This is a genomic window from Kineococcus deserti, assembly GCF_050871945.1.
Lineage (GTDB): Bacteria > Actinomycetota > Actinomycetes > Actinomycetales > Kineococcaceae > Kineococcus.
Window position 1 is genome coordinate 48,784 of record NZ_JBJLSI010000018.1, and the last position, 21,746, is coordinate 70,529.

Here is a 21,746-nt window from a genome sequence, read left to right on the forward strand (position 1 = left end):
GACCGCGACTCCCTGGTCCACCTGGCCGGAGCCGTGCTCGCCTGCGCCACGGAATCCCGGAGCTCGACCCGCTTCTCCGGACACCGACCCGAGGCGACGGTGTCGCCCAGGAAGGGGTCCTTCGATGCTCCGATCCCACCTGCCGGAGTTCCGGCAGCGTGCCGTGGAGGTGGCTCAGCTGCGTGAGCAGCCCCAGGGCGAGATCGCCGCCGGCCTCGGCACCAGCGAGTCCGCCTGCGCCGCTGGGTCCTCCTGGCCGAAGGCGGCAGCACCCGCGCCGGGGACCGTGCTGGGCAGGCCGCGACTGCGGCCCTCGACGGAAGTGAACACGCTGAGCTGCTCGAGCTGCGTCGACGGGCGCGGGTGCAGGCGACCGCCGACGGACCGCCTGTCGCGGTGACCTGCCGGGTGCTGGGCGTGTCCCGCTCGGGCTGCTGCGAGTGGCGCGGCCGGGCGCCTCGGCTCGCTCGAGGGCCGATGCGGTCCTGACCCAGACGGTCATCGAGGTGCACCCCGCTTCGCGGGCGACGTACGGCGCACCGCGGGTGCACGCCGAGCCGCGTCTGGGATCGGGGATCGCCTGCGGGCGCACGCGGAGCGCCCGGTCGCTGCGCAGCGCCGGCCTGGCCGGGGTCTGCCACCACCGCGCTGAGCTGGTCGTCGATGCGGCGGTCGCGGTCGTGAGGCAGGTTCTCCGGGACGAGACGGGCCCGTCCAACGCACTCCACCGGCGCGGACCGAGGTGAGCGACTGCACGCGGGTGCACGCCGTGCCGCGTTCGGTGACCAGCCGGTGCACCCGGCTGCAGCCCCTCGTGCCCGCGCCGTGCGAACGGCACACAGGTTCCCTCCCGACGGAACCCGGGTGAGCGGACCACCTCCGCTCACCCGGGTTCGTCGGCGGGAGGCGACGGGCGCAGGCCCGGCCCGCCCTCGCCTTCCCCGACGGCCCTGCGCACCGCCGGCGGCCTCAGGTGGCGGCCGCCGCCGTCTCCACCGCTGCGCCGTGGCGGCGGGCGGCCTCGGTCAGCGCCTGCTCCACGGCCTCGGTGAGCGCGATGCTCGCGAACAGCAGGAAGTACCGCACCGTCACGCCCTTGGTCCACACCGGATCGTCCAGCTTCTTCGCCCGCACGGGGTCGTGGTGACGGACGAGCTCGACGAAGGTCCGGTGCAGTTCCGGGTCGTCGATCACGTCGGACAGCGACGTGTCGAGGTCGAAGCGCGCCGCCACCGGCGACGGCTCGGCCGGGGCCGCGATGGTCCACGTGTGCGCGCCGGAACCCACCTCGGCGGTCCGCCCGGGCCCGAGGTCGACGACCGCGGTGGTGTTCGCGGGAACCACGGCCTGCACGACCACGTGCCCACCTTCGCGGCGCCAGCCCACGGATGCGAGGCCGTACGGCGTCAGGTGCCGGGCCGCGGCGTGGTCCAACCCGGGGATGGGCGTGGGAGCGATGCGCAGCCGCCGGTAGCCCGGCTCTGCCGGTGCGAGGCCGGCGACGACGCGGTGCAGCCAGTCCGCGACCGCGCCGAACGCGTAGTGGTTGAAGGACGTCATGTCGCCGGTGTTGACGCTGCCGTCGGGCAGCATCGAGTCCCACCGTTCCCAGATGGTGGTGGCACCCATCGTGACGGCGTACAACCAGGACGGGCAGTCGGTCTGGAGCAGCAGGCGGGAGGCGGCGTACAGGTTCCCGCCGGCGCTGAGGCCGTCCATGACCAGCGGCGTCCCGACGAAACCGGTGCCGATGCGGTAGCCGTCGGCCCGCACCAGTTCCGCGAGCCGGTCGGACAACCGCTGGCGGGTGGCCGGATCGGTGACCACGTCGAACTGCAACGCCAGGGCGTAGGCCGTCGGGGCGTCGGAGGTGATCCGCCCGTTCGGGGTGACGTACTCGTCGCGGAACGCCTGCCGGCTCTGCTCGGCGAGGCGGGCGTAGCGCTCGGCGTCGGTGCTCTCGCCCAGCAGCGCGGCCGAGTCGGCGACGATCTGCAGCGAGTGCGCCAGGTAGGCCGTCGCGACCACGTCGGCCGCGACCTTGGCCCTGTCCGGCTTGTCCGCGGGGGCGGAGGGGTCCAGCCAGTCGCCGAGCTGCACGCAGTCGTCCCACAGGCCGTCGCCGTCGGTCTCGGCCAGCACCGTCTCGACCCAGGTGCGCATGCTCCAGTACTGGTCGCGCAGCACGCCCAGGTCGCCGAAACGTTCGTACAGCGTCCAGGGCACGACCGTGGCCGCGTCGCCCCACGCCGCGACGATGCTGCGCCCGAGTCCCTGCTGGGCCGAGGGCACCACCATGGGCACGTACCCGCCGGTGAGGTGCTGCTCGCGGTCCACGTCGCGCAGCCACGAGGTGAGGAACCCGTCGACGTCGTAGAGGAAGGCGGCGGTGCGGCCGAAGATCTGGATGTCGCCGGTCCATCCGAGGCGCTCGTCGCGCTGGGGGCAGTCGGTGGGGATGCTCAGGAAGTTTCCCCGCATGCCCCAGACGACGTTCTCGTGCAGCTTGTTCAGCAGTGCGTGGGAGCTGTCGAACCAGCCGGTGCGGACGTTGTCGCTGCCCAGCACGACGGCGGTGACGGCGGCCGGGTCGAACTCGCCGGGCCAGCCGGTGATCTCGGCGTAGCGGAAACCGTGGAAGGTGAACCGTGGTTCGAACACCTCCTCGCCCTGCCCCGACAGCACGAACGTGTCGGTCGCCGCGGCCCCGCGCAGGGGGTAGGTGCACAGTTCCCCGTCCTGCAGGACTTCGGCGTGCCGCACGACGATCGTCGTCCCGGCGGGGCCGGCGACCCGCAGCCGCAGGCGGCCCACGAGGTTCTGCCCGAAGTCGAGGACGTGACCGCCGCCGGCGGACGGGGTGACCTGCGCGACCGGGAACTCGTCGGTGCGCCGGACCGGCGGGGCGATGCGTGCCTCGGGGACCGGCACCTCGGCGGCCAGCACGTCGGCCGGTTCCCAGTCGCCGTCGTCGAAACCGGTGCCGGCCCAGCCGACGACCGCGCGCCGGGCGTCCTGGTGCTCGCCGGCGTAGATGCCGCTGTCGACGACGAGTCCCTCACCGGACACGCGCCAGTCGCCGTCGGTCGCCACCACGCGGGAGGTCCCGTCGGCGAACTGCAGGTGCAGCTGCGCGAGCAGTCGCGGCTGTTCCCCGAAGGTCCGGGTGGCGGTCTCCCCGAAACCGAAGACCTCGGTGTACCAGGCTCCGGCCAGGGAGGCGGCCAGAACGTTGACGCCTGGGTGGACCAGGGCCGTGACGTCCACCGTCTCGTGCACGAGGCGTTCGGAGTACGTCGTCCAGCCCGGCGACAGGACGTCCTCGTCGACCGGCTGGTCGTTGACCAGGAGTTCGGCCGCCCCCAGGGCGCTCCAGAACAGGGTGGCCCGCTGCACGGGCTGGTCCACGGTGAACGTGGTCCTCAGCAGGACGGGCTGGGCAGGCCGGTCGGGAGTTGACAGGCCGATCGGCCGGGCCGTCCACGCGCCGTCGGCGACGAACCCGGACCGGACGGTCAGCGGTTCGCTCCAGCCGGTGACGCTGCCGGAGGTGGCGGTGACGCGGACCTGGACGGTCCGCTCCTCCCCCGCCGCCAGCGGCGTGAACGGCCAGTCCAGGAGGACGGACCGGCCGTCCTGCAACTGGACCAGCTCGTCGTGGCTGCGCAGTTCCACGGACCGCTGCAGCCAGTTCTCCTCGGCCGTCTGGACGGTCCAGGACAGGCGGGGCCGCGGAGTGGCCACGAACGGGGTGTCGGTGCGCAGTTCGGCACGCAGCCGGACGTCGTGTGCACTCATCGTCGAGTTCTCCTCAGGGTGGGTTGGTGTGCTCAGTGCACGGCGGGGGCGGCGGCGTCGGAACCGAGCAGCCGGGTGGCGCGGGGGACGACCACGAGGGCGACCAGACCGGCGACGACGAGCAGGGCGGCCGCGCCGGCGAAGACGTGGGCGTACCCGTCGACCAGGGCGGTGGGCACCGAGCGGCCCTCGACGGCCGCGACGTACACGGACGTCAGGACGGCCAGGCCGATGGACCCGCCGAGCTGGTTGGCCGCGGTGGCGGCCGCCGAGGCGGCACCGGCGTCGTGGCCGGCGACGCCGAGGAGGGCGAGGTTCTGCAGCGGGACCATGGTCAGGCCCATGCCGACGCCGAAGACGACGATCGCGGGCAGGACCTGCGTCCAGTAGCTGCCGTCGGCGCTGATCCGGGTGAACAGCAGGACGACGCCGGCGGCGGAGATCAGCGGACCGAACACGAGCTGGCGACGGGGGCCGATCTCGTTGAGGAGCTTGGTCGAGAACGGGACGGTGGCCATCAGCGAGATGGTGATGGGCAGGGTCCCGGCCCCGGCCTGCAGCGGCCCCAGGTGCAGGACGAGCTGCAGGTGGAAGGCCAGGTAGAGCATCGCGCCCATCATGACCGCGCCGACGAGGGCCTGGACGGTGAGCGCGGCGGCCCGCACCCGGTCGGTGAGGATGCGCAGCGGCAGCAGCGGGTTGGGGCTGCGGCGCTCGATGACGACGAACGCCAGCAGGCAGGCCAGACCGGCCGCGACGAGGGTGACCGCCCGGCCGAGGCCGTCGGCGTTCTCGATCAGCGTCAGGCCGTGGACGAGCAGCGCGAAACCGGCCGTGACGGTCAGGGCGCCGGGGACGTCGTAGCGGCGGTCGCCCTCGGCGCGGCTCTCGCGCAGCAGGGACAGGCCGGCGACGACGCCGACGACGACGAACGGCACGTTCACCAGCAGGCACCAGCGCCAGTCGAGGTACTGGGTCAGCACCCCGCCCAGGAGCAGACCGATGGCGGACCCGGCTCCGGAGACGGCGCCGAAGAGGGCGAACGCCTTGTTGCGCTCACGGCCGCTGGGGAACGTGACGGTGAGGATGGCCAGCGCGGCGGGGGCCATGAGGGCGGCGAACGCTCCCTGCCCGGCGCGGGCGGCCAGCAGGGTGGCGCCGTCGGCGGCGACCCCGCCGAGGACGGAGGCGACGCCGAAGCCGACGAGACCGACGAGGAAGGTGCGCTTGCGGCCGGCGTAGTCGGCGATGCGTCCGCCGAGCAGCAGCAGGGAGCCGAAGGCGAGGGCGTAGGCGGTGACGACCCACTGGCGGGCCGAGTCGGTCAGCCCCAGCTCGGCCTGGGCGTGCGGCAGGGCGACGCCGACGATCGTGCCGTCGAGGACGACGAGCAGTTGGGTCAGCGAGACGACGACGAGCGTCCAGGTGCGCAGGCGGTGGTCGGGGGCCGACGCGGCACCTCCCCGGCGCGGAGCCAGGACGTGGTCCGGCCGCTGCGGGGCGGTCTGGTCGGTGCGGGTGGGGAGCGGTTCCATGGCGGGGTCCTCGGTCTCGGGCCCGTCGCGGGGTTTCCAGCCCGGATCGCTCGGAGGCGACCGCGTCGATCGTGTCGACCGGAACGGCAGTGCGGGTTCGGTGCCCTCTCGGGCTGTACCTCAAGTTACTGCACGACAGAGACTTTTCGCGACCTCTTCGAGCACTTCTTCTGCCTCTGACGTGCAGAGCGGGCGTCGATCACCCGGGCACTTCCCCACCGGCTGCGGGGTACCAGCTGCCAGCGAGGCCGTGACCACGTACGACCCGGCGGCCAGCCCCGTCCAGGCGCCCGGCGCGAGCAGGTCGGCGCCCCGCACCTGGACACCGGTCAGCTCCGGCGGCAGGACGAGCTCGGCGGTGCAGCCGGCGGGGACGGTCAGTTCCAGCCGCAACGCCCCCTGCGACACCCGCCAGCCGGACTCCGCCCGCCCGTAGGGGGTGTCGACGTGGACCCGGACGTGGTCCAGCCCGCACAGGACGTCGGGTTCGACGCGCAGCACCCGGTACCCGGGGGCCGCCGGCGCGATCCCGCCGAGCCGGCGGACCATCCAGTCCGCGACGCAGCCGTAGGCGTAGTGGTTGTAGGACGTCGCCTGCACGGTCCCGTCAGGGCGGACCGCGTCCCAGCTCTCCCAGATCGTCGTGGCCCCGGCCGCCACCTCGTACAACCACGAGGGGTAGGTGTCCTGGAACAGCACGTCGCGCGCCACGTCGAGGTGGCCGTGGTCGGCCAGGACGTCGAGCAGGAACGGGACCGCGACGAACCCGGTGTCGAGGTGGTTCCCGTTCGCGCGCACGGACGCGGCCAGCCGGTCGGCCACCACCTGCCGCAGGCGCTCGGGCACGACCCCGGCGTGCAGGGCGAGCACGGCCACGCCCTGCAGGTCGCTGGAGAACCGTCCACGCTCGTCGAGGTACTCCGCCGCCACGGCCTCGCGCACGGCCAGCGCGCGGGCCGTGCAGGCGTCGGCGACCTCGTCCTCACCCAGCAGGCGGGCGACGTCGGCCAGGATCCCGCTGACGTAGCCGTGGTAGATCGCGCTGACGGCCTCCCCCGTCCGGCGCGGCGCCTCCATCATCGCGGTCGGGCCCTCCACGGTCAGCGTGCTCGGGGCCAGCCAGTCGCCGAAGGCGGCGACGCCGTTCCACAGCAGGTCCTGCCGTTCCCGTTGCGCGGCGGTCAGTTCCGTCCCGCGCAGGCGTTCGGGCAGGATCCGGCACTGCTCGGTCTGGAACCCCACCCAGCGCCGCATGGCCTCGAAGTTCTCCCGCAGGATCCCCACGTCCCCGTCGCGGCCGTGGACGGCCCACGGCACCAGGACGACGGCGTCGCCCCAGGCGGCCGAGGTGGTGAGGACCATGATGTCGTCGGAGTAGCTGGGGGCCGGTTCACCGAACAGGTACTCCAGGGCCGGCGGCCACGGCACGATGTTCGGGACGGCGCCGTCAGGTCGCTGGTCGGCCCGCACGTTCGCCATCCAGCGCGCGAAGAAGTTCCCCACCCCGGCGAGGGTGGCCGCGGTGGGGGCGAACACCTGCGCGTCGCCCGTCCACCCGAGGCGTTCGCGCTGGGGGCAGTCGGTCGGGATCGACAGGAAGTTCGAGCGCTGTGACCACACGACGTTCTGGAACAGCCGGTCCAGCCGGGGGTCGGAACTGGCGAAATCCGCCCGCTGGGGCAGGTCGGAGGACAGGACGACCGCGACGAAGTCCTCGGCCCGGACCTCGTCGAGGCCGCTGACGCGCACGTAGCGGAACCCGTGGAAGGTGTGCCGGGGTTCCCACCACCGCGGTCCGCCGGGCCCGGCGACGTGGACGTCGGTCTGGTCCTTGTTGGGACCGAACAGGTTGAAGAAGAACTCGCCGCGGGCGTCGAGGACCTCGGTGTGCTCGAGCACGACCCTCGCCCCGCCCCCGGGGGTCCGCAGCCGGACGCGCCCGGCGATGACCTGGCCGAAGTCCACGACCCGGTCCCCCGAAGGAGTGGTGAGGACCTCCACGGCCGGCAGCTCGGCCACCCGCCGGACGGGTTCGCCCACGAAGGGCACCAGGGGAGTTCCGACGGTGCACTCGCGCACCGGCTCCCAGGCGGAGTCGTCGAAACCCGGTCGGTCCCAGCCGGGCGTCTCGTACCGGTCGTCGTGGAACTCCCCGATCGCCAGGTCGGAGTACCGGATCGGGCCGGTGCCCGAGCGGGCCGCGGCCGAGGAACCCACGACGGTCGTCGTGCCGTCGGCGGTGGTCAGGTGCAGCTGCCAGCGCACGCGCAACCGTTCCCCGTACTCCCGGCTGAGGCCGAACATCCCCACACGGCCGGCGAACCAGCCGTCGGCGACCTCGAGGGCGACCACGTTGGTGCCCGGGCGCAGCGCGGCGGTGACGTCGTACCCCTGGAACGACAGGTGGGAGGTGTAGCTGTCCGACCCCGGGGCCAGTTCCTCGTCCCCGGCCCGTTCCCCGTTCACCCAGGCCGCGTAGACGCCCTGGGCCGTCGCGTACAACCGGGCGCGCACGACGCCGGAGGGGACCTCGAAGACCTGGCGGACCCTCAGCGGCGGGTGCAACCGCTCCTCGGGGGCGCTCTGCGGCCGCCAGGAGAACATCTGGTGGAAACGTTCGGCCCCGTCGGGGGTGACGGGTTCCTGGACGGGTTCGACCCAGGAGGAGGCGTTCCAGTCCTCCGGGTGCAGCAAGGAGGTGCCGATCCGGCTGCGGCCGGTCCGCTCGCTGCCGTCGTCGTACCAGGTGCGGACCTGCACGTCGTACTCGCAGTTCGAGGCGAGGTCCTCGCCTGCGTGCGCGAGCAGCACCTGCTCGCCGGACGCGACGCGACCCGCGTCCCACAGCACCCGCCCGGTGCCCGCCTCGCGCACCTGGACGGAGTGAGCCAGCTGGGCCGGAGGCCGGGACCCCGGTTCCCGGGGAACGGTCCAGGAGTACCGCGGACGGGGCGTCCACAGGGCTCGGGGGTCGTGGAGGCGTTCGACGGTGACGTCGAGGGGGATCGACATGCGGGTCCTCGGAAGGTGGGCCGCGCCCGTGGAGCGCGAGTGGAGGAAGGCGGTTCAGACGGCGGCGGACAGCCGCGCACCGGCCAGGGCGCGGGGAGCGCCGGACTCGGCCCACACCGCGAGGTGGGGAGCCGACAGCAACGACCGGACAGCCAGTTCAGCGCCCCCGGCGAGGGCGTCGGCCCCGCCCGGCGCACCCGCGCGCAGCGTGATGCCGTCGGCCAGGGCCGGCAGCAGGTTCGTCTGGAGGGCGCGCTGGAGCGCGGCCTCGAACCGCTGGTCGTCGATGACGGGGTTGCCGGTGATGACGATCGCGCTGGGGTCGAAGAGCGCGGCGGCGTAGCTGAGCATGCGGCCCAGGGCGTTGCCTGCGCGAACGACGATCTGGACGCTGGCGGGATCCCCGGCCGCCGAGGCGGCGGCGAGGTCCTCCAACGTGACGGGACGCCGCGCGGCGACCGCGGCGAGGTGACGGCTGCTGCCGACGGCGGCGGCGCGCTGCGCCTCGTCCAGCAGGGCCCAACCCCCGACGTACGCCTCCAGGCAGCCGCTGCGCCCGCACAGGCAGATCCGGTCCTGGTCGCTGCTGAGAGCGACGTGCGCCAGGGCCCCGGCCATCGAGTTGCCGCCGCGGTGCAGCCGCCCGCCCGAGACGAGCGCGGCGGTGACCCCGCTGCCGACCCGCACCCACAGCAGGTCCTGGACCTGCAGGCTGCGGGCCGCGCCGAGGGCGCCGAGGTTCGCGGCGGACTCGACCCACACAGGCACGTCGAGCAGGCCGGCGCAGAAGTCCTGGACGGCGAAGTCCGCGGGCCAGCGGCCCGGGGACGTCGACGGCACGGGATCCACGAGCAGCCCGGACCCGGGATCGACCGAGGACGGCAGGCCGACGGTGGCTCCCCACACGTCGCGGACCCCCTCGTCGGCCGCCAGGGCGCGCAGCAGGCGCGCCATCTCGGTGCAGGTCTCCTGCGCGCCCTGGGAGACGTGCCAGTCCACGTCGCGGCGCGCGAGGACGGTGCCGTCGAGGTCGCAGACGGCGGCGTGCAGCCGCTGGATGCCGATCAGCCCGACCAGGACGTGCCCGGCGGTGGGATCCAGGCGCAGCACCCGCGCGGCGCGACCGCCGCGCGAGCGCGCCTCGTCCTCGGGGCGCAGCAGTCCCAGGGCGGCGATGGTCGACAGCCGCTCGGCGACGACGTTGCGGCCCAGACCGGTCTCGTCGACGAGCTCCGGCCGGGTCTGGGCGCGGCCGGAACGCACGAGGGTCAGGAGGGTCTCGATCTGCTTCCAGACCTCACGGGGGTAGGCGCTGCTCACGTGCCCCCGTCCGCTCCTCGTGTTCCCGCCGCTCATGGCGCCCGCCCCGGTGGTGCCGGTGCCGACGATCCGCACCGGCACCTTAGCGTCCGGGTTCCCCCTCACAGCGGGGCGGCCGCGGCGCCCGTGACCGTGGGGCTCGTCCCGGTGGCGGCCGGCACCGCCGTGGCCTGCGTGGGAGCCGAGGGGATCCGCATGATCCAGACGCCGAAGAGCAGCGTGAGCACGTTGAACCCGCACAGCAGCCACAGGAGACCACCGAGGTCGGCCGAGGCCACGGCGGGGGTGACGACGGCCAGCCCGGCGGCACCCATGCGGCAGACGAAGATCGTCGCGCCCTGGGCGGTGCTGCGGACCAGCGGCGGGAAGATCTCCTGGGTCCGGACCTTGTAGAGGCCTTCGCCGATGAAGCCGCTGGCGATCAGTGCGCCGTAGAAGGCGATGAGGTAGGTGGTGCTCGTCAGCCCGAAGATCCCGGGGATGGCCCAGGCGAAGGCACCGAGGACGCCCGCCGCGAGCATCGCGGGGTAGCGCAGCCGGGTGTCGACCACCTTGATGAAGACGACGCCCAGGAACAGCGCGAGCGGCGCGATGGTCAGCATGATGTTGGCGACGGTGGCGACGGGCAGGTGCGCGACCTGGGTGAGGATGAAGAAGCTGAACTGCCCACCGGTGTTCGGGGAGAAGTTGCCGACCGTGTAGAAGAGGCCGACGCCGACGAGCGGCAGCGTGTAGGGCACCAGCAGCTTGAGCTTGGCCACGTCGACCGTGCCGGTCTCACCGACCGCGACGTCGGTGGAGTCCGCCGCCGAGCGGGTCGCGGCGAGCCACTCGTCGGACTCGGGCAGCCGGCGCCGGGCGGCCCAGACGACCACCGCGACGACGAGGACGTGCGCCCACAGCAGGCGCGCCTGCAGGTCGTCGGACAGGCCGGCCGCGGAGAACACGACGTTCAGCACGAGGGCGACGCTGGGGCCCAGGCCCCACAGGATCTGGGAGAAGGCGACGAGCCGTCCGCGGTGCTGGACGGGGGCGGACTCGGCCACCAGGGAGATGGAGACCGGCAGGTCCGCGCCCATCGCCAGACCGGTCAGCACGACACCGGCGTAGAGCATCGGGACGTTGACGGCGCCGGTGATGAGGGCCAGACCGACGACGAACACCAGGAGGTCCAAGGTCAGGACGCGACGGCGACCGAACTTGTCGCCGAGGCGGCCGCCGACCAGGGCGCCGACCGCCAGGAGACCGGTGAGCAGCCCGGACAGCAGGCCGATGTCCCAGGCCGACAACCCGAGGGAGTCGATGGTGAGGCTGAAGGCGATCCCGGCGGTGACCAGGACGGCCCCGTCGAGGTAGGAGGCCATGCCCCCCAGGAGCGCGGTCTTCCAGACCTGGCGAGGGATCTTGCCCCCGACGTTCGTGGATGTGCTCATTGGTTCTCTCCATCGTCGAACCGATCCGGCGCAGCGTTGCGCGGTGGGGCGACCGTAGGTCAACCAACCGCCAGAATCAACCAGTTCATGCAGAACTTCCTATTGATCAGCTAGTTGATGCACACCATGTGCAGAAGTCGCCGAGGCGCATCCACTGATCTCCTCCTTGCTGCCCGGGAACGAAGCAACCCGGTCAGGTGCGCGGTGCACCCGACCGGGACCGGCGGCGACGTGCGGCCTGACCCCGTGCGGGGGGACGCGACCGCACGCCCCGCCAGGCGACGAGCAGACCCACCGCGGCGCAGGCGACCATCCCGGCGGCCATCACCGGGGCGGTGGTCCCGATCGTCGACAGCAGCGGCGCGACGAGGCCACCCAGCCCGAACTGCAGCACTCCGAGGACCCCGGAGGCGGCCCCCACCTGCGTCATCCGGCCCGACAGCGCCAGCGCGGTGGCCCCCGGGACGACGAAGGAGACCACCGCCACGGTGGGCAGCAGGCAGAGCAGGAACACCCCGACGGGCGCGCCGGCCAGGGACGCCGCCAGCAGCGCCGCCCCACCGGCCGTCCCCACGGCCAGGCCCAGCACGACCACCGGTCCCGGGCCGTGGCGGGGCACCAGCCGCGTGCCGACCGCGGCGGTGACCGCCATGCCGACGGCCATCGACCCGAACGCGAAGCTGTACTGCTGCGCGGACAGCCCGAACTGGTGCTGCAGCACGAAGGAACTCATGGAGACGTAGCAGTAGAGCATCCCGCTGCCGAAGGTCAGGACGGTTGCGAAGACGACGAACCGCCTGTCCTGCAGCAGACCTGGACCGGCGGCGGCACCCCCTCCGACCCGTCGCGGTGCACCGCGGGGGCGGTTTCGGGCAACGTGGACACGACGGTCAGGCACAGGGCCAGGCCGACGAGGGCGAGCACCACGAACACCCCGCGCCAGCTCGTGAAGTGCAGCAGCTGCCCCCCGGCGACCGGCGCCACCACGGGAGCCACGCTGGTGATCGTGACCAGGGCCGAGAACGTGCGCGCTGCCGCGTCGGTGTCGCAGACGTCGCGCACCACCGCGCGGGCGACCACGATCCCCACACCGCCGAAGGCCCCCTGCACCAGCAGACGGCCGCACCGGCGGGTGACCGGCCGCACCTGAGCGGCCGTCGGGGTTCCTCAGGCGACCGCGCCGGCCCGGCGACCGAACACCATGCCCGCTGCCAGTCCGGAGCCGCCGGGGTAGTTGCCCGAGAACAGGCCACCGAGCATCTCGCCGCAGGCCAGGAGCCCGGGGATCGGTCGGCCCTGCTCGTCCAGCACGCGGCCTTCCAGGTCGCCCTTGAGGCCACCGAACGTGAACGTGATCCCGCACGTCACGGGGTAGGCGTAGAAGGGGGGTTGCTCGACCGGTGCGGCCCAGTTCGACTTCGGGGGTTCGACGGCCGCGCGCCGGCCGTCCTTCACGGTCGGGTCCAGCGGGACGCTGCGGTCGATCGAGGCGTTGAACTCCTCGACGGTGCGCCGCAGGCCCGTCGCGTCGATGCCGGTGTCCGCCGCCAGGTCCTCGAGCGAGTGGGCGGTGTGGACGCCGATGCCCGGCATGTCGTACTCCTCGGCCCGCAGCTGCGGACGGATGGCCGCGTCGAACAACTGCCAGGCGATCGAGCCGGGCTGGCGCAGGATCTCCCGGCCGTACTTGGCGTAGGTGTAGTTCCGGAAGTCGGCGCCCTCGTCGAGGAACCGCGCCCCGTCGCGGTTGACGATGATTCCCAGCGGGTAGCCCTGCCGGGTCAGCCGGTTCGTCAGCTCGCGGTTGGACTCGTTGTCCTCCGTCTCGGCGTCCCACTGCACGGAGTGGCAGGTCGACCAGTCCCCGCCGCGGGCGGCGCCGACCGCGAGCGCCGCGGTCAGCATGTCCCCGACGTTGTACGGCGTTCCCCGGACCTTCGCGTTCTCCCAGCCCGGTCCGAGGTGCTGCCGGCGCAGCTCGGCGCTGGCCTCGAAACCCCCGGCCGCCAGGACGGCGCTGTCGGCCCGCACCTCGTGCTCGGCGCCGTCCTCGTCGACGTAGCGCACACCGGTGACCCGGCCGGCGTCGGTCAGCAGCGACCGCGCCCGGGCTCCGTAGCGCACGGTCTCCCCCAGGCGCGCCGCCACGGCCACGTGGTCGGCGACGAGGCCTTCGCCGCCTCCGACGTTGCCGACGTGCAGACCGCCCCAGAACAGGTAGGTGCCGTCGGGCCGCGGGTAGGCCTGGCGTTCGTACATGAGCCGGTAGCGCAGTCCCAGGCGGTGCAGCCAGCGGACGGTGTCCGCGGACTCGTGGACCAGGACGTCGGCCATCGCCCGGTCGGTCCGGCCGTCGGTCACCTTGACCAGGTCCGCCAGGTACTCCTCGGCGGTGTACGCCGGGACCTCGGTGACCTCGTGGCGGGGGTCGGGCTCGACGAGGTCGAGGAGGTCGCCGAGCCCGGCGTGGGGGAAACGCGTGGCACCGGCGGTGTAGTAGCTGTTGCCGCCGGCGGTCTCCTCGCTGCCGCGTTCGAGGACGAGGACGCGGCGGCCGCGTTCGGCGGCGGCGTGCGCGGCGGAGAAACCGGCGTTGCCGCCTCCGACGACGACCACGTCGAAGGAGTCGGCACTGGCGTTGCTCATCGGGGTTCCTCTCGATCTGTTCCGTGCCCGGGGCGCGGCTCGTGGTGGTGCGGGGTTCTGGACGGTTCCGCGAGCGAGCGGCGCGTCAGCGGGCCGCGGTGCCCGGCCGACTGCGGGACCTGCGGCGCAGCAGGCCGACGGCCGGGGCGAGCAGGGCGAGCAGCACGACGATCCACAGCACGACGGGAACGGGGCCGCTGAGCAGGATCGAGGGGTCACCTTCGGAGATGGCCAGCGCGCGACGCAGCTGCTCCTCGGCCAGCGGACCGAGGATGAGGCCGACGACGGCCGGGGCGACCGGAACGTCCGCCATCCGCATCAGCAGCCCGACGGCGCCCAGCGCGTACAGCAGCAGCAGGTCCGCGACCGAGCCGCTCGCGGCGAAGGTGCCCAGCGTCGCGAACACCAGGACGCCGGCGTAGATCCAGTACGCGGGGATGGTCAGCAGCCGCGCCCACACCCGCACCAGCGGCAGGTTCAGCACCAGCAGCACGACGTTGCCCACGTAGAGGCTGGCGATGAGCGTCCACACCAGCGGCCCGGACTCGGTGAACAGCTGCGGGCCGGGTTGCAGCCCGTAGGACTGGAACGCCGTGAGGATCACCGCGGCCGTCGCCGAGGTGGGCAGCCCGATCGTCAGCAGGGGGACGAGCACCCCGGAGGCGGCGGCGTTGTTGGCCGCCTCCGGGCCGGCGACCCCCTCGATGGCGCCGTGGCCGAACTCCGAGCGGTGCCGGCTGAGCCGGCGTTCCAGGCTGTAGCTGAGGAACGTGGGAACCTCGGCACCGCCGGCGGGCAGGCTGCCGATGGGGAACCCCAGGGCGGTCCCGCGCAACCACGCCGGCCACGAACGTCGCCAGTCCTGCCGCGACAGCACCGCCCGGCCGCGCACGGGTTCGACGGTGGAGCGGCCCGTGCCGGCCAGCAGGTGCCCGAAGGCCTCGCTCAGCGCGAAGAGGGCGACGACCACGACGACGACGTCGATGCCGTCCAGCAGCGTCGGTGACCCGAACGTCAGCCGCGCCTGCCCGGTCTGGGTGTCGATGCCGACGAGGCCCAGCGCGACCCCGAGCAGCAGCGAGGCGGCGCCCTTGAGCAGGTTCGGGCCGAGCAGCGCGCTGACGGTGACGAAGGCGACGGCGATGAGGGCCACGTACTCCGGTGGCCCGAAACCGATCGCGACGTCGGCCACGACGGGGGCCAGGAAGGTCAGGCCGAGGGTTCCGATCGTGCCGGCGACGAAACTGCCGATGGCGGCGGTGGCCAGCGCCGACGCGGCGCGGCCCGCCTTGGCCATCTTGTGGCCCTCCAGGGCCGAGACGATCGAGGCGCTCTCGCCGGGGGTGTTCAGCAGGATCGACGTGGTGGACCCGCCGTACATGCCGCCGTAGTAGATGCCGGCGAACAGGATCAGCGAGGGCGCGGCGTCGAGCCGGAAGGTGATCGGCAGCAGCAGGGCGACGGTGAGGGCCGGCCCGATGCCGGGCAGGACGCCGACGGCGGTGCCGATGGTCACCCCGAGCAGGGCGAACAGCAGGTTCGCCGGCACGACCGCGGCGGCGAACCCGTCGGCGAGGGAGGTCAGTGCGTCCACGTCAGAACCCCCACGGTCCGGTCGGGAGGCTGAGCCCGATGAGGCGGTCGAAGACGAGGAAGACGACCGCCGCCAGGGTCCAGCCGTAGCAGAGCGCCCGCCACGTCGAGGCGGCGCCGAGGAGCAGGGCCGCGCCCGCGAACAGCAGCGCGGAGGTCAGCACGTACCCCAGCGGCTGCAGCAGCACGGCGAAGGCGACCAGCAGGGCGGCCAGCAGCAGGCAGCGCCACCACCGCTCACGACTGGCTCGGGGCCGCGTTCCGGCCGGGGCCGTGTCCGCGTCCACCGCGCCCGTGTCCACCGTGTCCCGGGGTTCGGCGCCGCGGGCCCGGGACCGTACGGCCGAGACGGCCAGCAACGCCCCCACCAGTGCCAGGAGGGCACCCACGGGCAGCGGCACGGCGCCCGGGCCGATGGTGCCGGTGTCGGGCAGCCGCAGGGCGTCGGCCACGACGAGGATGCCCACGACGACGAGGACGAGCCCGAACACCGCCGTGGCGTTCTGCTCGGCGCGGCGGCCGGAGACCGGTGCCGGCTCCGGTCGCCGCCGGTCGCGGGCCGCTGCGTCCTTCCCGGTGCCCACCACGGCCCTCACCCCAGCCCGATCGCGGCGAGGACGTCGGCGACCCGGCGCTGCTCGTCGTCGACGAAGGCCCGGAAGGGTTCCCCGGGCAGGAACGCGTCGCCCCATCCGCGGTCGCGCAGCGTCTCCTGCCAGGTCGATGTGCGCACCATCTGCCCGATGAGCTCCTCCAGCGCCTGTTCCTGCGCGGGCGTGATGCCCCCCGGGGCGGCGACCCCGCGCCAGTTGGACAGCACGACGTCCAGTCCGCTCTCCCGCAACGTGGGGACGTCCCGCAGGGCGGGCACCCGTTCCTCGCTCGCGACGGCCAGCGGGCGGACGGTACCGGCCTCGATCTGGGCGAGGATCTCCGAGACACCGGAGATCGCCGCGGCGGCCCGCCCGGAGAGCACCGTGGTCAGGGCCTCTCCTCCCCCGGAGTGGGCGATGTAGTTCACCCCGGACGGGTCGACGCCCACGCTCTGCGCCAGCAGGCCGGCGAGGATCTGCTCGACGCCGCCGGCGGAGCCGCCCGCCACCGAGACGGCACCGAGGTCGGCGCGCATGGCGGCGGCGAGGTCCTCGACGGTGCGCAGCGGCGAGTTCGCGGGGACGACGACGACCTCCTCGTCGGTGGTCAGCCGGGCCAGCGGGGTGACGCGGTCGAGCCCGACGGGAGCGCGGTTGGCCTCGACGGCGCCGACCATGATGAGGCCGAACGTCATGAGCTCGCTGGGGTCACCCTCGTGCCGCACGAACTGGCTCAGGCCGATGGTCCCGCCCGCCCCGCCGACGTTGTAGACCTCGCTGCGCCCGACGACGTCGCGCAGGGCCTGCTGCATGGCGCGCGAGGTCTGGTCCCACCCGCCACCCGGGCTCGCCGGCGCCATGATGCGCAACTGATCGCCCTCGCCCAGCGCGCCCTGGGCGCCGCTGCTGGACTCCGGCGCGGTGGCGATCACCCCGACGGTCGCGGCGACCGCGACGACCGCCGGCAGGACGGCACGTCTGGTCAGGTTGCGGGACTGCTCCACGTCGATCATCCCCGTCTCCGTCGACAGCTCTGTCGACGCATGTATACACTCAGCGTGTCGTTGTGGACAAGGGGAGGGACCGTGCGCTCGACGGATGTCCGGCGGCCGGCTCGCGGCGTCACCGGCGACCGTTTCCGCGATCGCGGGCGCGGGCACGTGCGCGGCCCCGGCCGCCCGGCTGGCAGCATGAGCTGACCATGAACCCACCGCCCTCCGCCGCTCGCACGCGGGTCGACGCCGACACCATCTACACCCGGGTGCGCGCGCAGGTGCTCAACGGCGAACGCCCCCCGGGCAGCCGGGTCCTGGAGCTCGCGCTCGCCGAGGAGTTCGGGGTCTCACGGACCCCCGTGCGCGAAGCCCTGCGGCGCCTGGCGCACGACCGCCTCCTGGAGCCGGGGGTGCGTGGTCTGCAGGTCCGGGTCGTCTCTCCCGGGGAGGTCGTGCAGGTCTACGACGCGCGGATCCTCCTCGAGGCGGAGGTGGCGGCCGAGGCCGCCCGCGTGGCGCAGATCGGCGATCTCCTCGAACTGGAACGGCTGCTGGCCCGTGACCGCGCGCTGGTCCACCCCGACGACGCCACCCGCACCCGGACCAACATGGAGTTCCACGCCGCGGTGTGGCGCGCGGCCCACAACCCCGTCCTGCTGGACCTGCTGGAGCGCCTGACCGTGCACCAGGTCCACTCACCGCACTCGACCCTGTCGGTGTCCGGACGCTGGGAGAGCGCGCTGGTGGAGCACGCCGAACTGCTGCACGCGATCGGCGAGCACGACGCGGATCGGGCCCGACGGATCGCCGCGGCCCACATGCGCACAGCGCGCGACATCCGCCTCCGCCTGCTGCGGGAGGCCGCTGCCTCCTCGCCGGCGGCCGGCTCCTAGCCCCGGCCTTCCAGGGGTCGACAGGAGGGCCACCGCGGGGCCTCCTGTCCCGAGGTCCTCCGCGGGTGCTCGCGAAGCGTCACGTGGTGGCCCGCACCCACGTCCCGGACGTCCCGGACGTCCCGGAACCAGGGGCTCCCCCCGGGAGGATTCGTCCGCCGCTTCGCAGGGACAGCCCGCCCAGGTAGTCGCGCGCGGTGGCCAGGTCCCACAGCTCGGCCATCTTCTGCCCCATGTCGAACAGGTTCGCGGCCTGCACGGCTTCGTCCCGGTCCCCGCAGGCCCCGGTCACCACGAGCGGGACGAAACCGTGCTGCAAGGTGTCCAGCGTGCTGGCCCGGACGCAGCCGGACGTGCTGAACCCGCCGATCAGCAGGGTGTCCACGCCCCGGTCGCGCAGCACCTGCGCCAGGCCGGTGCCGAAGTAGGCGCTGGGGTACTGCTTGACGATCTCCACGTCCCCCTCACCCGGTGCGAGCCCGTGGACGTACCGGGCCAACGGCGAGCCCGGCCCGAAGGCCCGCAACCCCGGGACCTTGCGGAAGAACACGCCGGCGTCGCTGCCGTCGGCGGCGATCTCGACGCGCGTGACCACGACGGGGATCCCCGCGGCGCGGGCGGCGGCCAGCAGCGAGCGCATCCCCTGCGCGGCGGCCTCCGCCGCCGGCCCGACGTACAGGTGGGAGGCCGGGTCGGTGTAGGCCACGGCCGGGTCGACCAGCAGCAGCGCGGGTCGGGAACCCGGGGTCAGGCCGGCGCCGAAACCGGCTCCGGCGTAGTCGTCGACACTCACGGAACGCTCTCCTCCTGCAGCTCGGTGGCGGTGGTCGTCGGAGCGGGGCGCCGGCCGGGGAGCACGGCGCAGGCCAGCAGGGCCAGCAGGGCGATGACCGCCAGCACGACCAGGGCCGCACGGACACCGTCGGCGAAGGCCCCGAGCTGCGCCGGGGCCGCGGACAGCGCGCCGGCGTAGGCGTCGGCGCGGGCGCTGCCGCTCAGACCGCTGGTCGCCACCCCCAGCGCCACCGCCGTGCTCAGCAGGAACCCCACGTTCTGCAGCGCCGAGCGCACACCGTTGGCGATGCCGCGCTGGGTCGCCGGGACGGTGAGCATGAGCAGGCTGGTGCCCGGGGTCATGAACAGACCCGTCCCGGTGCCCACGGCGAACAGTCCCACCAGCACCGGCCAGTAGGAACCGTCCGGGGACAGGACGACGGCGAGCAGCACCGTGCCGGCCAGGACCGCGGCGCTGCCGGAGGTGACCAGGGTGCGGGCCGGGAGGCGGCCCACGAGGTTCCCGGCGACGACGGCACCCAGCGTCGTCCCCACGGCCAGCGGGCTGACCAGCAAACCGGCCGCCAGGGCGTCGACACGACCGGTCGACTGCAGCACCAGGGAGACGAGCACGACGACGGCGTACTGCGCCGCCGCGTTGAGCAGCACCGCCGCGTACAGCGGCCCGCGCATCCGGTGCACCAGCACCGCGAGGTCCACCAGGGGCGAGGCCCGGCGACGCTGCCAGGCGACGAAGACGACCCACACCAGCGACGCGACCGCGCCGAACACCGGCCCACTCCCCGACAGGCCCATCTCGGCCAGGACGTCCGGTGACAGCGCCAGCAGGGTCGCGGCCAGCGCCACGGTCGACAGCAACGCTCCCCCGACGTCGAAGCGCTCCCGCGGGCCGCGGCGCGCGGGCGTGCGGGGGACGACGAGGACCGACCAGATGAGTCCCAGCAGGCAGATCGGCAGGGTCACCAGGAACGTCCCGCGCCAGCCGAGCCAACTGGTCGCCGCACCCCCGGCCAGCGGGCCGACGGCCTGGGTCACGGCGGCCACGGTGGCGTTCAGGCCCAGCCCGCGCCCCAACGACCCCGACGGGAACGAGTCGGTCAGCAGTGCGGTCGTGTTGGTGACCAGCGCCGCGGCTCCCACACCCTGCACGGTGCGGGCCGCGATGAGCACCTCCGGTGCCGGGCTCAACGCGCACACCGCCGTGGCGAGGGTGAACACGACGTACCCGCCCACGTACAGCGGCCGGCGGCCGACGATGTCGGCCAGCCGGCCGATCGCGAGGACGAGCACCGTCGTGACGAGCATGTACGACAGCAGGATCCAGCTCGACTGCGCCGCGCTCGCCCCCAGTTCACGGGCGATCGTGGGCAGCGCGACGTTGACCCCGGAGATGTTGAGGAAGACGGCGACGACCCCGGTGCTGGTCGCGGAGAACACCGTCCACGGGTTGGCGCGCCTCACCCTGCGACGACCGTCCCCACCACCGGCGGCGCGGTCGGCGGCGCGGTCGGCGGCGCGGTCGGCGGCGCGGTCGGCGGCGCGGCCAGGTGGTACCGGCTGACCTCCTGCAGCCCCACGCCCAGGCCGAGCAGGGCGGCGTCGGCGTACGGCCGGGCGATGAACTGCACCGCGACCGGCAGCTCGTCCCGGCCGGTTCCGGCGGGCAGCACCATCGCGGGGAAACCCGTCACGTTGAACGGGGACGTGTTGCGGGGCACGATTTCCTGCAGCGGTACCCGTTCGTCGTCCACGTCGGCGGTCAGGTCCTGCAGGTGCGGGGCCGTGGTGCCCACCGCGGGCGTCACCAGGAACTCCACCGCCGCCTCGTCCATGACCGCGGCGAGGTCGCGTTGGGCCTGCGCCCGGCCGCGCAGGGCCCGCAGGTAGTCCGCGGCGCTCGCCGCGGCGCCACGTCCCAGCCGCTTGCGGGTCCCGGCGTCGAACAGCTCCAGGTGCGCGGCATCGCTCAGGTGGCCCTCCTGGGTGGCGGTGAGTTCCCCGGAGAGGATGATCAGGCCGTCGGCGTACCAGTTCCCGGCGGCGGGCAGTTCGACGTCCACGACGACCGCGCCGGCCGCCCGCAGCGTCTGCACCGTCCGGTCGACCGCGGCGATGACCGTGGCGTCGCAGCGCTGCTCGAACCAGCCCCGCACCCGCCCCACGCGGCGACCCGGCAGAGCGCCGGCCCCGGCGACCACCCCCGGCGTGAGGTCGGGAGGAGTCGGTGGTGCGGTGGGGTCGACGCCGTCGGGACCGGCCATGACGGTGAGCAGGTGGGCGAGGTCCACAGCGCTGCGCGCCATCGGCCCGACGTGGTCCAGCGTCCACGACAGGGCCGCCACCCCGGTGCGCGGGACCAGCCCGTAGGTGGGTTTCAGGCCGGTGATCCCGCACAGGGAGCTGGGTACCCGGACCGAGCCGCCGGTGTCGGTGCCCAGCGCGAAGGGCAGGACGCGCGCGGCCACCCCGGCCGCCGAACCGGTCGAGGAACCTCCGGTCCAGCGTCCCGCGCGCCAGGGGTTCTGCGCCGCCCCGTACCGGGCGTTGAGCGGTGAGCCGCAGGCGAACTCGGTCGTGGCGGTCATGACGACGGGGATCGCCCCCGCCGCGCGCAACCGGGCCACGACCGTCGCGTCCGTGTCCGCCCGGCGGTCCCCCGTCAGGTGCGAACCGCAGGTGACCAACGCACCCGCGACGTCGACGACGTCCTTGACGCCGAACGGAACCCCCTCGAGCGCCCGCGCTGTCCCGGCGGCGAACCGCCGTGCGCTCTCGGCGGCGGCCTCGTGCGCACCGGGGGTGAGGTTCCAGAAGGCCGTGGGGGCCGGTCCGTCCGGACCGGCGGCAGCCACCGCGGCGGCGACGACCTCGCGCGGATCGCGACGCCCTGCGGCGTAGTCGGCCAGGAGCTCGGCGACCCCCGGGGCGCCGACGGGGTCGGCCGCGGGCTCCAGCACACCGACCGCGCTCGCCCGGGGCCGCGGATGCTCACGCAGGAACGCCTGCGCGGCAGCGGGCTCGGGAGTGCTCGAACTCGGCGAAGGAGCATGCGGCCGACTCCGGTGACTGCCGAGCAGCCCCTGGAACTCCCCGTCCGCCGCGGCCTCGGCCCGCAACTGCTCGAGCACGTCGC

Annotated in this window: 16 protein-coding genes; 2 read left to right on the forward strand and 14 right to left on the reverse strand. The window is 73.9% G+C overall.

Features of this window, described 5'->3' with window-relative positions:
* Nucleotides 1-440 precede the first annotated feature (440 nt).
* A complete protein-coding gene (locus tag ACRYR2_RS14690) occupies nt 441-746 on the forward strand; it encodes a transposase (RefSeq protein ID WP_432563623.1) in 306 nt (101 codons plus the stop codon).
* A gap of 223 nt (nt 747-969) precedes the next feature.
* On the opposite strand, the gene ACRYR2_RS14695 is transcribed toward ACRYR2_RS14690, so the two are convergent.
* The 11 genes from ACRYR2_RS14695 to ACRYR2_RS14745 all read right to left on the reverse strand — a co-directional run bounded on the left by ACRYR2_RS14695 (nt 970) and on the right by ACRYR2_RS14745 (nt 16,943).
* On the reverse strand, nt 970-3,798 hold the full coding sequence (locus ACRYR2_RS14695) for an alpha-L-rhamnosidase (RefSeq protein ID WP_432563624.1): 2,829 nt from the start codon (nt 3,796-3,798) through the stop codon (nt 970-972).
* A gap of 32 nt (nt 3,799-3,830) precedes the next feature.
* The gene (locus ACRYR2_RS14700) at nt 3,831-5,333 is read right to left on the reverse strand and encodes an MFS transporter (protein WP_432563625.1); all 1,503 of its coding nucleotides are present in this window, start codon (nt 5,331-5,333) and stop codon (nt 3,831-3,833) included.
* Nucleotides 5,334-5,453: 120 nt separating this feature from the next.
* Nucleotides 5,454-8,345 (reverse strand): family 78 glycoside hydrolase catalytic domain, encoded by a 2,892-nt coding sequence (locus ACRYR2_RS14705; protein WP_432563626.1) that lies wholly within the window; start codon nt 8,343-8,345, stop codon nt 5,454-5,456.
* Between the two features lie 54 nt (nt 8,346-8,399).
* Entirely contained in the window at nt 8,400-9,665 is a 1,266-nt protein-coding gene (locus tag ACRYR2_RS14710) for an ROK family protein (protein WP_432563627.1), read from the reverse strand.
* A 101-nt stretch (nt 9,666-9,766) separates the two neighbouring features.
* Nucleotides 9,767-11,098 (reverse strand): MFS transporter, encoded by a 1,332-nt coding sequence (locus tag ACRYR2_RS14715; protein ID WP_432563628.1) that lies wholly within the window; start codon nt 11,096-11,098, stop codon nt 9,767-9,769.
* A gap of 193 nt (nt 11,099-11,291) precedes the next feature.
* The gene (locus tag ACRYR2_RS14720; RefSeq protein WP_432563672.1) at nt 11,292-11,909 is read right to left on the reverse strand and encodes an MFS transporter; all 618 of its coding nucleotides are present in this window, start codon (nt 11,907-11,909) and stop codon (nt 11,292-11,294) included.
* Nucleotides 11,867-12,244 (reverse strand): MFS transporter, encoded by a 378-nt coding sequence (locus ACRYR2_RS14725; RefSeq protein ID WP_432563629.1) that lies wholly within the window; start codon nt 12,242-12,244, stop codon nt 11,867-11,869. The genes ACRYR2_RS14720 and ACRYR2_RS14725 overlap by 43 nt, the downstream gene beginning before the upstream one ends.
* A 21-nt stretch (nt 12,245-12,265) precedes the next feature.
* On the reverse strand, nt 12,266-13,744 hold the full coding sequence (gene tcuA / locus ACRYR2_RS14730) for an FAD-dependent tricarballylate dehydrogenase TcuA (protein ID WP_432563630.1): 1,479 nt from the start codon (nt 13,742-13,744) through the stop codon (nt 12,266-12,268).
* Between the two features lie 85 nt (nt 13,745-13,829).
* The gene (locus ACRYR2_RS14735; protein ID WP_432563631.1) at nt 13,830-15,338 is read right to left on the reverse strand and encodes a tripartite tricarboxylate transporter permease; all 1,509 of its coding nucleotides are present in this window, start codon (nt 15,336-15,338) and stop codon (nt 13,830-13,832) included.
* A 1-nt stretch (nt 15,339) separates the two neighbouring features.
* The gene (locus ACRYR2_RS14740) at nt 15,340-15,924 is read right to left on the reverse strand and encodes a tripartite tricarboxylate transporter TctB family protein (protein ID WP_432563632.1); all 585 of its coding nucleotides are present in this window, start codon (nt 15,922-15,924) and stop codon (nt 15,340-15,342) included.
* A gap of 5 nt (nt 15,925-15,929) precedes the next feature.
* Entirely contained in the window at nt 15,930-16,943 is a 1,014-nt protein-coding gene (locus tag ACRYR2_RS14745) for a tripartite tricarboxylate transporter substrate binding protein (RefSeq protein WP_432563633.1), read from the reverse strand.
* A 188-nt stretch (nt 16,944-17,131) separates the two neighbouring features.
* Between ACRYR2_RS14745 and ACRYR2_RS14750 the strand changes: the two genes are divergently transcribed.
* On the forward strand, nt 17,132-17,818 hold the full coding sequence (locus ACRYR2_RS14750; RefSeq protein ID WP_432563634.1) for a GntR family transcriptional regulator: 687 nt from the start codon (nt 17,132-17,134) through the stop codon (nt 17,816-17,818).
* Nucleotides 17,819-17,897: 79 nt separating this feature from the next.
* Here the strand turns inward: ACRYR2_RS14750 and ACRYR2_RS14755 are convergent, their stop codons facing one another.
* From ACRYR2_RS14755 to ACRYR2_RS14765, 3 genes are read right to left on the reverse strand one after another with little or no spacing between them, the layout of a single operon-like run.
* Nucleotides 17,898-18,611, reverse strand: coding sequence for an isochorismatase family protein (locus tag ACRYR2_RS14755; protein ID WP_432563635.1), 714 nt, complete (start codon nt 18,609-18,611; stop codon nt 17,898-17,900).
* A complete protein-coding gene (locus tag ACRYR2_RS14760; protein WP_432563636.1) occupies nt 18,608-20,074 on the reverse strand; it encodes an MFS transporter in 1,467 nt (488 codons plus the stop codon). The genes ACRYR2_RS14755 and ACRYR2_RS14760 overlap by 4 nt, the downstream gene beginning before the upstream one ends.
* The gene (locus tag ACRYR2_RS14765; RefSeq protein WP_432563637.1) at nt 20,071-21,741 is read right to left on the reverse strand and encodes an amidase; all 1,671 of its coding nucleotides are present in this window, start codon (nt 21,739-21,741) and stop codon (nt 20,071-20,073) included. Before ACRYR2_RS14765 ends, ACRYR2_RS14760 begins: the two co-directional genes overlap by 4 nt.
* Between the last annotated feature and the right edge of the window lie 5 nt (nt 21,742-21,746).

Excerpts from the sequence above, each read along its gene's own strand:
- ACRYR2_RS14700 (WP_432563625.1), bottom strand. The coding sequence starts at position 5,333 with ATGGAACCGCTCCCCACCCGCACCGACCAGACCGCCCCGCAGCGGCCG.
- ACRYR2_RS14705 (WP_432563626.1), bottom strand. The coding sequence starts at position 8,345 with ATGTCGATCCCCCTCGACGTCACCGTCGAACGCCTCCACGACCCCCGA.
- ACRYR2_RS14750 (WP_432563634.1), top strand. The coding sequence starts at position 17,132 with ATGAACCCACCGCCCTCCGCCGCTCGCACGCGGGTCGACGCCGACACC.
- tcuA (WP_432563630.1), bottom strand. The coding sequence starts at position 13,744 with ATGAGCAACGCCAGTGCCGACTCCTTCGACGTGGTCGTCGTCGGAGGC.
- ACRYR2_RS14745 (WP_432563633.1), bottom strand. The coding sequence starts at position 16,943 with ATGATCGACGTGGAGCAGTCCCGCAACCTGACCAGACGTGCCGTCCTG.
- ACRYR2_RS14695 (WP_432563624.1), bottom strand. The coding sequence starts at position 3,798 with ATGAGTGCACACGACGTCCGGCTGCGTGCCGAACTGCGCACCGACACC.
- ACRYR2_RS14715 (WP_432563628.1), bottom strand. The coding sequence starts at position 11,098 with ATGAGCACATCCACGAACGTCGGGGGCAAGATCCCTCGCCAGGTCTGG.